This window comes from Nitrosomonas sp. TNE100 (assembly GCF_055387135.1).
Genome location: NZ_AP040997.1, coordinates 1,225,581 through 1,240,571 on the forward strand (window position 1 = coordinate 1,225,581; position 14,991 = coordinate 1,240,571).

A 14,991-nucleotide genomic window follows, 5' to 3' on the forward strand; every position below is an offset into this window, starting at 1 on the left:
TCACGCCAGAACAAAATGGAGAAAATAATACAGCAGTGCAGCTGTTTAAATCAAAATCATCTTAAAAACCTCTGCGCAATCTGGCCATTACAAGGCCATATGCAAGGAAGTTTCAGATTGACAGAGTTTCGCAAAGATTCCCTCAGCCATCAGATTTGAGAAAATTCTATGACTAGGTAGCGCATGCAGTTTAGTGCTCTTTCAGAAACCCAGCTTGGTCAACAGGTTGTCAACCTGTTCTTGATCGACGTATACGTCGTCTTGCTTTAGCGAATTAATGACAGGCCCATTCATTAAGCTGTTCTTTTTTTCAATTGAAATTTCTTTTTTCGTCGAGTCTTCTTCTGTCAGCAATTGCTGTATTTCCTGTTCGATTGTTTCGATCATGCGAGTAATTTTCTGAATGACCTGGCTGGTCAGGTCATGAAAATTCTGAGCCACCATGATTTCCGTAAGATAGGCTTGTGTGGAGCTTGTCTGCTCAGGAATGTCGCTCAGGAAATCAAGGGTTTGCTTGAGTGTATTGTTTAGAACAGGATGACCTGCAATAGTGGTGACTGTTATTTCTGGCATCTGATGCCATAACTTGTGCAAATTAGTAGCATTTACTGCCAGATTTTCCAGGATGGGCTTGGCGTTTTCTATCGCCAACAGTGAGCATTCGGCGGCCTGCGTTGTTTTATTGACAACATAGGCCAGCCCATCCTTGCTGCTGGATACCCCGATACTTGCTTGCTGTAAGCGCTGGCTATGACCGAGCTCAGACAGACAATTGTGCAACATCTGGGTAAGCTGTTCGAGGTGATCGATGACATTTTTATTAGTATCCAGGCTGCTATTCATCTTTTGGATTAATATCTGTTTGTCGATAGATAGGCAAGAAAAAGCAGTTCAGGCGTGTACAACCATATTCTGGAGAATCTTGTTTAATTTCTCATCCAGTGTGGCGGCTGTAAAGGGTTTGACGATATACCCGTTTGCTCCAGCCTGGGCTGCGGCAATAATATTTTCTTTTTTTGCTTCGGCGGTGACCATCAGCACAGGAATATCTTTCAATGCGTTATCCGCACGGATATTTTGCAGCATGGTTAATCCATCCATATTGGGCATATTCCAGTCCGAAACAATGAAATCGAAGCTACCATCACGTAGTTTTTTCAGAGCCATGGCTCCGTCTTCAGCTTCTTCGACGTTATTAAAACCGAGATCCTTGAGCAGGTTGCGAATAATCCTGCGCATTGTCGAGAAATCATCCACTACCAGAAATCTGAGATTTTTATCTGTCATTACGTTATCTCCTTAAGTAACTTGGTCTTATGCTCAGGTATTTGTAGTTGTTTGCTGTAAAAAAATCGAAGAATTATTTTACCTTGTTGGAGTAGATAACTTGACTCTCACAGATTAAACATGCACTTTTCTGTTTTATTTGCCGAGTCAGAATCTTGTTTTCAGTAAACGGTCTGGCAGGAAAATACTTGAGTAAATTTTTAATAGCGCCATCACAGAATTTTTATTCCTGATTAGCAACGAACGTCAGCCATTCGAATAGAGTGCAAAGGCTGCGGAGTGGTCGAAGCAGCGGCGATCAGCAATTTTTCGTGCAGTGAGCAAAGATCAAAACGCCGGTTGAATCGGTAACTGAAGGCGGCAAGATAGCGAGCGGCATACTTGCGGAAGTTGAAAGCATGGTAACAACCTGACAAGCTGGTCTTGAGATTGCCGAGGATAGTGTTGATCCACCGAAACTCGGGAGTCTCCTTTGGTTTGCGTCCGGCGATAACTGTAAAATGGTGACTACAGGCAATTTTGGTGACGGCACCAAAGCAGGCCGAGGCATCCGAGAATACCGTGCTGCCGGGTACCAGACAATCCTTTGTCCAGGCTGAAATTGCCTTTAGCGTAAATCCCGAGACTGGGGTAAGCCTCACGCGCAAAGGGTGATCATCCTCAGCCAGAGACACAGCGGCAACAATGGGCACCTTATTCTCTGAACCTCCGCCCGCTTTTCCTCCCGCACGCTCTCCACCAAGATAAGCATCATCGGCCTGGATTCTGCCATCCAGGACATAGCGCTCCTCACGATTAGCCATCGCCTGCATCAGTTTGTGGTGTATCAACCCTGCCGTAGGATAGCTCACTCCCAGCTGGCGTTTGAGCGCCAGGGACGACAAACCTGTCTTGGCCTGACTAACCGGATAAATTGCCAAAAACCAGACAGTCAATGGTAGTTTAGTGCCCTGAAAAACTGTCCCGGCAATCAATGAGGTCTGATGTCGGCAGGCGCTGCATTGAAAAACCTTGCGTATACCATCACGTATGACATAGTAAGCAGTACCGTTACAGCGTGGACAGTGAAACCCATCCGACCAACGGGCAACTTCCAGCGCTTGTCGCATCCTGAACGATTACTTACAAAATCGTGGGCTTGAAGAATGAAAATGGCTCATGTGAGCAGAGCAGGCACGCTTCAAAAATTTGGGCTCCTTAGTCAGTGAATAGGAAATTGATTTCGCTCTCATGCCGTCTTTGTACCAGATGAAACTTTTTCGATTACCGACTTGATCGGAGCTGATAAATAACTGTGTTTGATGCTATTTATCTGGTGCTGTACAGGCACTAGCTCCGTCTTATCAAAGCAGATATTGGGATACTTTATTTAAAGTACAGTCCACAGGCATTTCCGGCGCCACAGGAGTCTGTCTGTATCAGGCACGCACAAAACCCAGCGGATAATTATAGAATCTTCGGCATAAGCTCACCGAAACCGATTCGGGAAAAACTCAGAAAACCAGCCGCACTGTGGAGCCAGTAGATAAATTGATTACTGGACGTAAACAAAACTGTGGAAAAGATTGCAGACGTAGATAAATCCGTATACAGATATTTATAAAACCACTCTCTCAGTTTCAGGCATAAAAACAAACGATGCCCAATGAAAAACCGCCCGGGAGGGGCGGTTATATTTGTTCTATCATATTTTTCCTTTTTTATTTCGTGATTGCCTGCTCTGTTTTCTGATCGGCTCTTTGATCTGTTTTTTGATCCATTTGGTCTGGCATTGAATCACGTTCCATCATCAGGCTCGGCGGATAGTTGCCGGGTTTATCCGTATCAAGACACCCGGTCAAGACAGTTGAAGCTACTAACAGGGTGGCGACAGTAAGTATGAGTTTCATTTTTTAGTCTCCTATAAGAAAAATATATTGACAATATAACTCTTCTAGCTGGTTTGACTTATTGCCTCCCTTCTCAGGAGACAGTTATTTAATAACAAATATTTTATTTATTGTCAATATTTTTTAATTGTCTCACTTAATAAAATTATAAAATAATCTTTATGTTATAAATAAATGATTTTTAATGCCTTTAATGAAAAAAGACATACCGTGCTCACCAAGCTCTGAAATTCGGGAGTAAAAATAACCTATGTAGATTACGATTACCGGCCCAGCCGGTGCTGGTAAAACAACTGTGCTTGATGTTATCTGCCTGGCACTGTACGGCCGCACTCCTCGCTTCAATAAAGTTACCAAGCGCAAAAATGAAATCATGTCGCGACAGACGGGTGAATGTTTTACTGAAGTACTCTTTGCCACCCAGTCCGGGCACTTCCGCTGTCATTTGAGCCAGCGCCGGGCGCGCAAAAAACTGATCTGCACTTGAACAATTTGAATTTGAACGGAAAAAACAGTAGAAAGCTATCCCGCTGATCCGCAGCTTCATCGTCAGTCTGACACGTTGGATGAAGAAGCACTTGATGCCGCGCTGAAAACCCTCGCTAACTTGCAGCAGGAAGGCATGCTGATTGGAATCATCTCATGTTACCGCGTTGCAGGTGGATCAGCACCCGGATTCAAGTCACTCCCAATCAGGCGGAAGAAGCCTGTTATCCAGGCCGGGTTCAGACACTTTAAATAATCTAAATAATCGCCTCTATCGCCATTTTGATAAGGATCCTTGCAGTAAAGAGGCCGTCATTGTGCACGCCTGAAATCAATCCAAGCGATTGTCGCAACGAATACTTCAAGCTAACGTAGCTTTGCGTTTATTGTAAAAATAGCCAATTACCAGCAACGCAATGACCGCCAATTGCGACAGGGAAGTCTGCCAGGTTGGAAAAACACCCAGCAGATCAATATGTGGTACCGGTGCCAGCGATACCTCAATCCAACCAGCCTTTTGCAAGGCAGACACCCCTTTCCCGGTAAGCGCAACGGCGAGAACAGCAATCAGCACTGAGCTGGCTGCAAAAAATGTGGAGATAGGCAAACGACGACTGGTTCGCAACAACCCCCAGGCAATCAGTGCCAGCACCAGTACCGCTGCGCCAATACCCCCCAGCAACCAGATTTTCTGATCTTCCTGCCACAAAGTCGCATAAAACAGGATGGTCTCGAATACCTCACGGTAGACCGATATAAAGGTAAGAGCAAACAAAAACCAGGCAGATTTTTTATTCAGCGCATTGCTCATTTTTTCCTTGAGATAAGCCTGCCAGCGATCTCCGGTACTTTTCTGGTGCATCCACAATCCCACTGCCAGCAAAATCAGTGCAGCAAATAATGCCGACAATCCTTCGGTAAGTTCACGACTGGCACCACTGATATCAATCAGATAGTGTGCCACTGCCCAGGTTCCTCCCCCTGCCACCAGTGCAGCTATCCAGCCAGCATGAACATAGCGAAGAGTTTCACGTTTACCAGCCTTATCCAGAAAAGCCAGCAAGGCAACAATAATCAACAACGCTTCCAAGCCTTCGCGAACCAGAATGGTAAAAGCCCCAAAGAAAGTGGTTGTGGCATTACCTGCGCTGCTGGTAAGTTTCTGAGCGTTTACCAGAAGCTCATCAAGCTCTGCCGCCTGCTTTGCAATACTGTCAATACCAATATCTTTGGAAAGGCCAGAACGGAAAGTACCCATACCCAGTTCTATACGAGCACGCAGCGCACTATCAGTAGCACTGAGCTGTAGCTCCACAGGCTCGATACCGTCCAGATAGGCAGATCGTGCAAGCTGGATGGCCTCTTTGCTGTTACCCGCCCGATAAGCATCCACACTGGCAGCCATCCGCCCGCGAGCAAGCGCGATACCGGTCAGTGCCTGTTCTAGTGCATCAGGTTGCGCACGCAGATAGCCTATCAAAGCATGGGCCTGATCCTTACCCAGCACAGCACTGATCTGATCGGCACGAGTACGTGACAGCTCATCCAGATTGCTGATGTGCGCACGTGCACCAATATCCCGCTGCCAGAGAGCCTGCCCTCTTTTAATATCATCTGTATAAGCAAGCGTGCCCGCGTAATAAGCCAGTGCCCAGCGATCAACCTCGCTCAATTGCTCGCTATAGCTGATCATGGAAGTACCTCCCACTCCCTGAGAAATGGTCTGGAAGAGCGACAGAGGGCTGCGCTGATCGGCACGTTCCACATCAGTAAAGGCAATAACAGGCGGATCCAATCCGACTGCAGCCGGGCCATCTCCGTCCCCCTTTACACCATGACAGCTTGCGCAGTGGCTTTGATAAAGCGTAGCACCCCGGGCAAGATCGGGTGCTGTAGCAGGTGAAGTTGGAATAGGATAAGCTGTCAGCAAGGCATCCGCCAGTTGGTGAGCCTGCAATGCAACTTCAACAGCATCGGCCTTATTCTCTACCAGGGTTGTCAGACTATCGGCCTGTGTCAGCAAAGAAGCTTTGTCAGTATGCTCCGGAAGTGCAGCAATTTGCGTGCGTACTGCTGCTGAAAATTCTCGCATTTCGGCAAACTCAGGATCATTTATGACTGTTCCCTTATCCACGGCTCCGGCGTAGTCGGTCCCCAGATAGTCGAGCATCTGCCAAGTCTGAGGCACCAGTGAAATAACGTTATCTGCCCGGATACCAAAAGTTAAAGCCAGCAACAAGAAGAAAACGAAGAAACAGGCTGAAGGATGTCGATTGATTGAGATCATGAAGCCTCACACTTGGTCGATTGATCTGTAAGAAAATATTGGGAAAGTAAGCAATATAACACGAACGACCGCAAATGCGTGTCATTATCATTACAGATTGTAGTAATCTACTATGCTTGGAATGATAAAACTTGGACAAGACTCAAAAATATTGATGAGACTGAAACATCAGCAATAACGATATTTTATTCTAAAATCCACTAGAGCAGTCTTTGATAACCGGATCTTGCAGGTAATCACCCTTGAAAAATTCTTGCTGCTGATTGCTGTTTTTCGGAACGAATCAAGTTTCCCTGTCATTTACGCACACATAACGTGAAAAATAGAAATTCCCCGACTGGGAAAATTAGTGTCGCTTTTCTCTGTTTGAAAATTTATCCTGCCATCTCCATTTTAGCCAGACACGCAGTCGCCTGAAGCTGTCTGCATCGATGTTGTCCGGCAAGATGACCACTGTGCGATACCGGTATGTTTGTTCCATCTTCAGGCAGAGTACAGTCATATAGGGGGCGACAAAGGTACTAGCGTCGATGACGGTATTAATGGATTTTCCTACGCAAGTCTCTATTTTGCAGCGATTTCTTCCAGTCAGATGCAGTGTCATGATGGATTGTGGAAAGGCAAGCCAGGCGTAGCGCCGCAGGTAGTAATAGAGACTACCTGCCAACAGCAAGGTGATCATAATCTTCACCACCACGGGCAATGCCAATGGCCAGAACACACCGGCTGCCGTACAATGCGCAAGGCTCAGCAACACTGCCAACTGTCTGGAAGGTTGCAGCTGAATTGACAGCGCACTCTCCGATTGATTATTGATATCACCCAACGTAATTTTCCTTTCTTTCCATGAACCCTGACTGGTTTACATTTTTGACAAGCCGCAATGCCCATATCGAACAAAATCGGGTGTTGCATTTTGGTCAACCCGACGTTGAATTGGCACAAGTAGAATCAGCACCAGTGCTGATTGATCTCTCCCACCTCGGTCTGATCCGCTTTTCTGGCGAAGAGACACAAAAATTTTTGCAGGGGCAGTTAAGCTGTGATGTTCACACCACCGATTCCGGCAAAGCCACTTATGGCGGCTACTGTACGCCTAAAGGTCGTCTGTTGAGCAGCTTTTTGCTATGGCAGAACATTTCCGACTACAGCTACCTGATGCAGCTCCCGGCAGAACTGACGGAAACCATTGCCAAACGACTGAAAATGTTTGTACTGCGAGCGAAGGTGATCATTCAGGATCATACCGAGGATTGTATTCGTATTGGTGTTGCCGGCAAGAATGCTCACACATTGCTGCAAAATACGTTGGCAGGAACGGTTCTCCCCACCAAGCCCTTGGCTATAATAGCCATTCCAGACGGGCAGGTAATTTGTCACAGTGAAAACCGGTTTGAAATTCTGATTTCCCCGGCCCACGCACTTTCATTATGGGAGCGACTAAGCAGTCAGGCACGTTGCGCGGGTGCCGCCGCCTGGGACTGGCTGGAAATTCAGGAAGGAGTCCCGGCAATTTTCAAAGCCACCCAGGAGCAGTTCATCCCGCAAATGATCAACCTGGATGCAATTGGCGGGGTCAATTTCAAAAAAGGGTGTTATCCCGGTCAGGAAATCGTTGCCCGTACGCAATATCTTGGCAAGGTGAAGCGCCGCATGTACCGGGCTCATCTGGATTCAGATTCACCCCTGGAGATTGCGGCAGGTGACAACCTGTTCAGTGCAGATACTGGTGGTCAGGCATGTGGAATGATCGTTAATGCTGCCCCTGCTCCTGCTAAAGGCGTTGATGTATTGGCAGTGATTCAGGTTAGCAGCATAAAAGCCAATCCCATTCACTGCAAAACACCGGATGGTCCGCAGTTGACTATCCAGTCGCTTCCTTATTTAATGCCTGATCAGCACTCCCATTAAGCAGAAGACAACAGCAATTTAATCAGTCTTGCCGTTGTTTATGCGTCAGTAACTGCACGATATCAGTATGTCCGCGTTTCTGGGCCCAAGCCAATGCTGTACCATTGGCTTCGTTTCTGACTGAAACATCTGCGCCATGTTTCAGTAGCAGGTCAACGGTATCGTAATGATTACCACGTGCGGCCATCATCAGAGCTGTTGTGCCGTTATCCGTGGTGGCGTTAATTCTTGCGCCATAATCTAGCAAAAATTCGACGATCTGCTTATAGCCTTTACTGGCTGCATAAATCAGCGGGTTCCAGCCATCATGATCAATTTTGGCACCCTTTGCATAAAGTCGCTTGATCAGATCCAGCTGCCCGTAATAGCTCGCCAGCATAGTGGCTGTTTCACCATATTTGTTTTGCAGATTAGGATTCGCGCCTGCCTCCAGCAGCAACCTGCCCATCTCCGAATTTTTGTTGCGGGCAGCCAGCATCAGCGCTGTTTCACCATGCAGATCGCGTACATCCGGGCTCGCACCTTCCTCCAGCAAGTTTTTAATGCGATGGGTTTTATTGTTCTCTACCGCCGAGATCAAATCCTCATCTACACCGGCGTAAGCAGGCAAGTATAGGCAGAAGGCACACAACAGGGTGATGACTGATGCAATACTCCATTGATTCCACAAAGATTTGTTCATTTCAGGCCACCTTGAACAAGTTGAAGAAGTTATTGGTTGTTACCGCAGCAATTTCAGCAACATCCGTTTCACGCAACCGGGCGATTTCCTCGGCAACATGCCGGACAAATGCGGGTTGATTAGTTTCGCCTCGATGAGGGACGGGCGCAAGGTAAGGAGAATCCGTCTCGATCAGCATCCTGCCAGCTGGCACTTTCTTTGCCACCTCTTTAATGATTGCCGCATTCTTGAATGTCACAATCCCGGAGAACGAGATATAAAAATTTAAATCGAGCGCACGCTGGGCGATTTCCCAGGATTCAGTAAAGCAATGCATCACACCACCGACCTGATCTGCCCCCTCTTCTTTCATAATACGCAATGTATCTTCAGCCGCTGCGCGAGTATGGATGATCAGCGGTTTGTCGCATTGCCTGGCAGCGCGAATATGCCGCCGGAACCTTTCGCGCTGCCATTCAAGATCACCTTTCAGCCGAAAATAATCCAGTCCGGTTTCTCCCAGCGCAACCACCTTGTCGTGATTTGCCAGCTCCAGCAACTGTTCAACTTCAGGTTCTGCCGTGTCTTCGTAGTCGGGATGCACCCCCACCGAGGCAAACAGATTCGGATGTGATTCAGCCAGTGCGCGCACGCGCGGAAAATTTTCCAGATTAACTGCAACGCATAAAGCATGTGTGACCTGACTGATTTGCATATTCGTCAGCAACTCATTCAGGTTACTGGCCAGATCAGGAAAATCAAGGTGACAATGAGAATCAACAAACATAAGGTTTACGCATCAGTTTGATTTTTATATTTAAGTAACCAGATTGGAAAAGCCTAAATAACTTCCGCTCAGGATCCAGGAGCCTCTCCCACCAAATCAAATTTGAAATCCACTTTGTTCACATCAGCCCAACAGTTAGGAGTTTCAAACAAACGGATATGTTCCAGCTCCAATCTGCCCGCATATTTGTTCCGTAATGTGCGATGCAAGCTGTCAAAAGCGATTAAGGCAAGATTTTCTGCGGTGGGCTGTACTTCCAGCACAACCGTTTTGTGACCATCTATTGATTGCAGAAATTCCAGCACGCGGGTATCACCGGCATATACCAGAAAGGCATGATCCCACTGATCCACCAGGGTTTCCCGAATAATGCGTTTGACATCTGAAAAATCCATAACCATGCCTTGCTCTGGCGCTCCGGCATCAGTGATAATACCCCCCGAAATCGTAACTTCCAGCACATAGCGGTGCCCGTGCAGATTGCGGCATTGGCTCCGGTGGGTGGAGATGCGGTGTCCCGCATCAAACTCGAATTTTCGTGTAATCAACATCCCGGGAATTATAACATTGCCACCTACTGCTGGACGATTAAGCCAAGATAATCACAGCCGTGACAGCGCCGGTTTGACCTATGTCTACCCGGTCATTTCTCGTCGTGCTGGCGGAATATCCATCGGTATCAATCTCAACCCTAACAATGCTTGCAACTGGCGCTGCATTTACTGCCAGGTACCCGATCTCAAGCGTGGCGTAGCCCCTGCCATTGATTTGATCAAGCTGGAGCAGGAATTGCGTGCTTTTCTGTATGAACTGTTATTTGGAAACTTTATGCTGGAGAGCGTTCCGCTGGAAGCCAGAGTAATCAAAGATATCGCTTTATCTGGTAATGGCGAGCCGACCAGTGCGCGGGAATTTGAACAGATCATTGAGATCATTGGCAGGACAAAAGCTGATTTCCCCCTGCCGGAAAAACTTAAGCTGGTACTCATCACTAACGGCAGTTTGATTAACCGGGTTGCAGTACAAAAGGGCCTGCGCCGGATGGCAGAGCTCAATGGCGAAGTCTGGTTCAAGCTGGACAGTGTTACGCAAGCCGGGCACTTGCACATCAATAACACCCGAGCAAGTTTACAGCGTATGCGCGACAATCTGCGAACTGCAGCCTCGCTCTGCCCGATCTGGCTCCAAACCTGTGTATTCAAACTGAATGGCGCACATCCTAACAAAGCAGAAACCGATGCTTATATCTGCTTTGTTCGTACGTTGTTATTGGAAGGAACCCGAATCCAGGGGGTATTGCTTTATACCCTGGCGCGCCCTGCCTTGCAGCCGGAAGCGACAATCCTCTCAAAAGCAGATCCGGATTGGATAGAAGCCTTCGCTGACAAAATCAGGGCGCTTGGTATACAGGTAAAAACAACTGCTTGAGAACAGAAACAGTTCGAAGAAAACCAAACTTACTTTAGTTGTTTAGCTGATTTTTTAAGGTTTTTATATAGATCAGGGTGTTGGGTCTTCAGCATTGCTGCGATAAGGAGGTCATCTCTTTTTATTCTGGTCAGATCAACATGTTCAATGTGGACCAGCCTCAATAACTCCCTCACTGCTTTCGGCATTTCCCGGCCACTTTCATAACGCGAACCACCACTCTGGGTCACGCCTACCTTGCTCCAGAATTCCTGCTGATTCAATCCCAATTTCTGACGTATTTCTTTCGGGTTGGGTATGCTCTTAAAAAGTTTCATTTTATTTTCTTTCTGGATATCAAAAATATAAGTAGTGATTTAGTGCAATATCATATTTTTGTTATCGTCATAAAAAGGTCTGACTTAAGCCCATCCATGCATTCATTAAGAATATTTTTACCCGTCTTTTTTATCCTTTTAAGCATGGTTTCGGACAAAATACTTATTCCACAAGGATAAAATCATCAATCTAAAATTAATCTTGTGGAGTAAGACAGCTTGAAGGAATACCGTTACATCACGATTCTTGCTCACATCCAAATATGAGAGTGGAATATTACGGTAGAAGTTCGCTGGAGCTGTATGTATTACACAATTATTCCTGAAAAATCAGAAAACGATTTCCCAGAAAAATAAATTGGGCTTCTTTATTACCAATAACATGGCATGAAAGCCCTGATCGAGCGGAATTTTATCGATGCTCATGTTCAAGCTGTCCGGGCGGATCAATCTGTACAGTAACATGATCAATGGCATAACGTTCCCGCAACCAAGACGATACCAAAGGAGGTAGAGAAAGTGGATCAACACCACGAGCAGGACTGACATGAACAGTTGCAATAGTGGTCTCATCCGCCAGAATCCAGGCATGGAAATGCCCAGCTTCTTCAATTTCCGGTAGTTGTGTCAGGCCATTCTCTACCACTCGTGTATCCATGCCACGAGGAACAACCTGCAGCAGCACATGTACCGAATCCTTGACCAGCACCCAGGCAGAACGGATGATCAGCAAGGCAACAAGCACCGACAGAATCGGGTCAAGAATCGTCCAGCCAGTAAACATGATGCCAACAGCCGCTGCAACCGCACCCACTGACCCGAGCAAATCGCCGATTATGTGCAATAGGGCGCCGTGCAGATTGCCATCTTCCTTGTTACCTGACCACAAAACCCATGCCCCTACCAGATTTATAACCAGGCCAATCATAGCCACGATCAACATGGGCCCAGCCAGAATCTCCGTTGGTGTGTGCATCCGCCCGATCGCTTCCAGGATGATCCAGACTACCAGAAGCAACAAAGTCACGCCATTGGCCAAAGCTGCCAGTACACGCACGCGGTGAAAACCATAAGTTCTCGTACTATCAGCCGGTTTCCTGGCAATGCGATAAGCCACCAGCGCCAATAACAGTGCAGCCGCATCCGAGATCATGTGACCTGAATCAGCGATCAGCGCCAGCGATCCGGACAGCCACCCACCGATTGCCTGTATCAGCGCATAACCAGCAGTAAAAAAGAAGACAAACCGAATGCGGCGCTCGTTACCGGCTGTGATGACCTGCTTATGGTTATGATCATGGTTGCGGTCCCGGTCATCATGACCATTCTTGCCATGCTCAGGGTGCGGGTGAGGTTGTGGAACAGTCACAGGTTATTTTTCCAACCGAAAATCTTACGAAGCTATCAGCGAAGGCGGCTGGAACCGGCGCAAGCGCAGCGCGTTGCCCAACACAAACACACTTGACATTGCCATGGCGCCTGCCGCAAAGATCGGGGACAACAATAAACCCAGAGTGGGATACAGCGCACCAGCCGCCAGGGGAATCAGAGCAGTGTTATAGGCAAATGCCCAGAACAGATTCTGGCGGATATTGGTAATGGTTGCTTTCGACAGCGCAATCGCATTGGGTACAGCTTGCAGATTACCGGACATCAGCACCACATCAGCCGATTCCATCGCGATATCGGTACCGGTACCGATCGCCAGACCAACATCAGCCTCGGCCAGCGCCGGCGCATCATTAATCCCGTCACCGATGAACGCTACTCGCCCGTAGGTGGCTTTCAGACGACGCACCACCTCAACCTTTCCTTCGGGCAGCACCTCGGCCACCACGTCATCAATACCCAGTTGTCTGGCAATTGCCTGCGCAGTGCGTGCATTGTCACCGGTGATCATCGCTACCTTGAGGCCTAATTGATGCAGTGCCGAAATCGCTGCAGGTGTGCTGGATTTGATTGGATCTGCAACCGCCACAATGCTGGCCAGTTGACCATCGACAGCGGTATAAAGCGGTGTCTTACCTTCATTTCCCAGACGTTCAGCTGTTTTGGCAAAACCCGTCACATCTATTCCCAGTTCACGCATATAACGATCAGAACCAACTTTTACACTGATACCCTCCACCGTGGCGCACACACCTTTGCCAGTGACGGATTCAAATTCAGTCACTGCCGGTAGCGTGATGCCCTCCTGTGCCGCTGCTTCGACGATGGCGCGAGCAATTGGATGTTCCGAGCGCGACTCCACCGCCGCAACCTGTGTCAATACCTGATTGCGATCAAAGCCGGGCGCAACTTCCAGATCAGTCAATGCAGGCCGGCCTTCGGTCAGAGTACCAGTCTTGTCCACCGCCACGACCCGGGCATCCTTGAGCAATTGCAGCGCTTCACCCTTACGAAACAGAATACCCATCTCGGCACCGCGACCAATGCCAACCATGATGGAAGTCGGCGTGGCCAAACCCATCGCACAAGGGCAGGCAATAATAAGTACTGCCACTGCATTGACCAGTGCAAACGTCAGTGCCGGTGCAGGACCAAAAATCAGCCAGATCAGAAAGGTAATTACCGCAGCCAGCATAACGGCTGGTACAAACCACAGTGTCACCTTGTCCACCATTGCCTGAATGGGCAGCTTGGAGCCTTGCGCCTGCTCAACCAGGCGGATGATCTGCGCCAGCATGGTTTGTCCGCCCACGGCAGTTGCACGTAATATAAAAGCGCCCCGTTGATTGACGGTCCCGCCTACCACTTCGCTACCAACCGTTTTTTCGACAGGAACAGGTTCACCGGTAATCATTGATTCATCCACAAAACTGCGACCTTCCACTACTTCGCCATCTACCGGTATGCGCTCGCCGGGACGGACTTCAACACTATCGTCCAGAGTAACTTCACCGATCGGGATATCAACAATATTGCCATCGCGCAATACATGCGCCACCTTCACCTGCAAACCAACCAGTCGCCTGATCGCTTCAGAAGTACGTCCCTTGGCGCGTGCTTCAAGAAAACGACCCAGCAAAATCAATGTAACGATGACGACTGCTGCTTCGTAATAAACGTTTACAGCGCCAGCGGGCAAAAGATCAGGAGCAAAGGTAGCAATCACGGAATAACCGAATGCAGCAACCGTCCCCACTGCTACCAGTGAATTCATATCCGGTGCCAGCCGCAGCAGTGCTGGAAAACCTTTTTCATAGAAACGGCGCCCAGGGAAGATCATCACCAGCACGGTCAATGCAAACTGCAGATACCAACTCTGCTGTATACCAATAGTAGCCATCACCCACTCATGCACAACGGGAATCAAGTGTGATCCCATCTCAATTACAAATACAGGCAATGTTAATGCACTCGCCAAGATCAAATCCTGCTTGAGTAGCGCGCGTTCTACGTCCTTCTTTTCTGCCGCTTCATCGCTGGCCTGTGCCGTGGTATCCATGACTTTGGCGGTAAAACCCGTGTTCACAATGGCATTGATTAGCGTGTCAGCATCGGCCACCCCATGCACTGTGGCATGTTCCGTCGCCAGATTCACGGTTGCTTCCTGCACTCCGGGCACAGCTTTGAGCGCCCGTTCGATGCGCCCCACACATGAAGCGCATGTCATACCTTCCACTACCAGTTCAATGGTAGTTGCAGGAACATCAAATCCTACTTTCTCAACTGCTTGAATCAATGCCATACGATCAACCGAATTCGCAAGATGGATATCTGCGCGCTCGGTAGCCAGATTAACCGATACGTCACTCACCCCCTCAACCTTGGCCAGAGCTGCCTCCACCCGGCCAACACAACTTGCACACGTCATACCCTCGATAGGCAGACTGATCGTTGCAGCGCCAGTTTGAACTTTATTACCATTTGATGCGCTCATATTTTGCTTCCCCAAATCAATTTTCGATATACAGACTGGCTCTTTTGCCACTCTT

The 14,991-nt window shown here is 48.1% G+C and carries 14 protein-coding genes and 1 pseudogene; 3 read left to right on the top strand and 12 right to left on the bottom strand.

Features of this window, described 5'->3' with window-relative positions; translation table 11 throughout:
* Positions 1–201: 201 nt before the first annotated feature.
* The 4 genes and pseudogenes from ACZ5EJ_RS05930 to ACZ5EJ_RS05945 form a co-directional block, all read right to left on the bottom strand.
* Complete coding sequence (locus tag ACZ5EJ_RS05930; protein ID WP_464557679.1) at positions 202–843, bottom strand: protein phosphatase CheZ; 642 nt, start codon at positions 841–843, stop codon at positions 202–204.
* A 48-nt stretch (positions 844–891) separates the two neighbouring features.
* Positions 892–1,287 carry a chemotaxis response regulator CheY gene (cheY, locus tag ACZ5EJ_RS05935; protein WP_464557681.1) on the bottom strand — a complete coding sequence of 132 codons (396 nt, stop codon included), beginning with the start codon at positions 1,285–1,287 and terminating at the stop codon, positions 892–894.
* 233 nt (positions 1,288–1,520) lie between these two features.
* Positions 1,521–2,387, bottom strand: a pseudogene (locus tag ACZ5EJ_RS05940) (IS1595 family transposase); the annotation flags it as partial.
* Between the two features lie 600 nt (positions 2,388–2,987).
* A complete protein-coding gene (locus ACZ5EJ_RS05945; RefSeq protein WP_041353484.1) occupies positions 2,988–3,176 on the bottom strand; it encodes a hypothetical protein in 189 nt (62 codons plus the stop codon).
* A gap of 262 nt (positions 3,177–3,438) precedes the next feature.
* On the opposite strand from ACZ5EJ_RS05945, the gene ACZ5EJ_RS05950 reads away from it, so the two are divergent.
* Positions 3,439–3,663, top strand: a complete 225-nt coding sequence (locus ACZ5EJ_RS05950) for an AAA family ATPase (RefSeq protein WP_256211983.1) — start codon at positions 3,439–3,441, stop codon at positions 3,661–3,663.
* A gap of 360 nt (positions 3,664–4,023) precedes the next feature.
* Here the strand turns inward: ACZ5EJ_RS05950 and ACZ5EJ_RS05955 are convergent, their stop codons facing one another.
* Together ACZ5EJ_RS05955 and ACZ5EJ_RS05960 are read right to left on the bottom strand one after the other, a co-directional pair.
* Positions 4,024–5,949 carry an FTR1 family protein gene (locus tag ACZ5EJ_RS05955; RefSeq protein WP_464557683.1) on the bottom strand — a complete coding sequence of 642 codons (1,926 nt, stop codon included), beginning with the start codon at positions 5,947–5,949 and terminating at the stop codon, positions 4,024–4,026.
* A 346-nt stretch (positions 5,950–6,295) separates the two neighbouring features.
* Positions 6,296–6,775: a protein YgfX gene (locus ACZ5EJ_RS05960; RefSeq protein WP_160803465.1), complete on the bottom strand. Its 480-nt coding sequence runs from the start codon at positions 6,773–6,775 to the stop codon at positions 6,296–6,298.
* 44 nt (positions 6,776–6,819) lie between these two features.
* Here ACZ5EJ_RS05960 and ygfZ point away from each other — a divergent pair, with 44 nt between their 5' ends.
* Entirely contained in the window at positions 6,820–7,860 is a 1,041-nt protein-coding gene (gene ygfZ, locus ACZ5EJ_RS05965) for a CAF17-like 4Fe-4S cluster assembly/insertion protein YgfZ (protein WP_464557685.1), read from the top strand.
* A 22-nt stretch (positions 7,861–7,882) separates the two neighbouring features.
* On the opposite strand, the gene ACZ5EJ_RS05970 is transcribed toward ygfZ, so the two are convergent.
* From ACZ5EJ_RS05970 to queD, 3 genes are all read right to left on the bottom strand, one after another.
* A complete protein-coding gene (locus tag ACZ5EJ_RS05970; RefSeq protein WP_074684553.1) occupies positions 7,883–8,542 on the bottom strand; it encodes an ankyrin repeat domain-containing protein in 660 nt (219 codons plus the stop codon).
* Between the two features lies 1 nt (position 8,543).
* Entirely contained in the window at positions 8,544–9,308 is a 765-nt protein-coding gene (locus ACZ5EJ_RS05975; RefSeq protein WP_074455653.1) for a TatD family hydrolase, read from the bottom strand.
* Positions 9,309–9,376: 68 nt separating this feature from the next.
* Complete coding sequence (queD, locus tag ACZ5EJ_RS05980) at positions 9,377–9,859, bottom strand: 6-carboxytetrahydropterin synthase QueD (protein ID WP_074455652.1); 483 nt, start codon at positions 9,857–9,859, stop codon at positions 9,377–9,379.
* Positions 9,860–9,875: 16 nt separating this feature from the next.
* Here queD and ACZ5EJ_RS05985 point away from each other — a divergent pair, with 16 nt between their 5' ends.
* Positions 9,876–10,736 carry a radical SAM protein gene (locus ACZ5EJ_RS05985; RefSeq protein WP_074455651.1) on the top strand — a complete coding sequence of 287 codons (861 nt, stop codon included), beginning with the start codon at positions 9,876–9,878 and terminating at the stop codon, positions 10,734–10,736.
* 29 nt (positions 10,737–10,765) lie between these two features.
* Here ACZ5EJ_RS05985 and ACZ5EJ_RS05990 read toward each other — a convergent pair whose 3' ends face one another.
* The 3 genes from ACZ5EJ_RS05990 to ACZ5EJ_RS06000 all read right to left on the bottom strand — a co-directional run bounded on the left by ACZ5EJ_RS05990 (position 10,766) and on the right by ACZ5EJ_RS06000 (position 14,936).
* On the bottom strand, positions 10,766–11,053 hold the full coding sequence (locus ACZ5EJ_RS05990) for a helix-turn-helix domain-containing protein (RefSeq protein ID WP_011634358.1): 288 nt from the start codon (positions 11,051–11,053) through the stop codon (positions 10,766–10,768).
* Positions 11,054–11,465: 412 nt separating this feature from the next.
* Complete coding sequence (locus ACZ5EJ_RS05995; protein ID WP_464557688.1) at positions 11,466–12,422, bottom strand: cation diffusion facilitator family transporter; 957 nt, start codon at positions 12,420–12,422, stop codon at positions 11,466–11,468.
* 24 nt (positions 12,423–12,446) lie between these two features.
* The gene (locus ACZ5EJ_RS06000) at positions 12,447–14,936 is read right to left on the bottom strand and encodes a heavy metal translocating P-type ATPase (RefSeq protein ID WP_464557690.1); all 2,490 of its coding nucleotides are present in this window, start codon (positions 14,934–14,936) and stop codon (positions 12,447–12,449) included.
* Between the last annotated feature and the right edge of the window lie 55 nt (positions 14,937–14,991).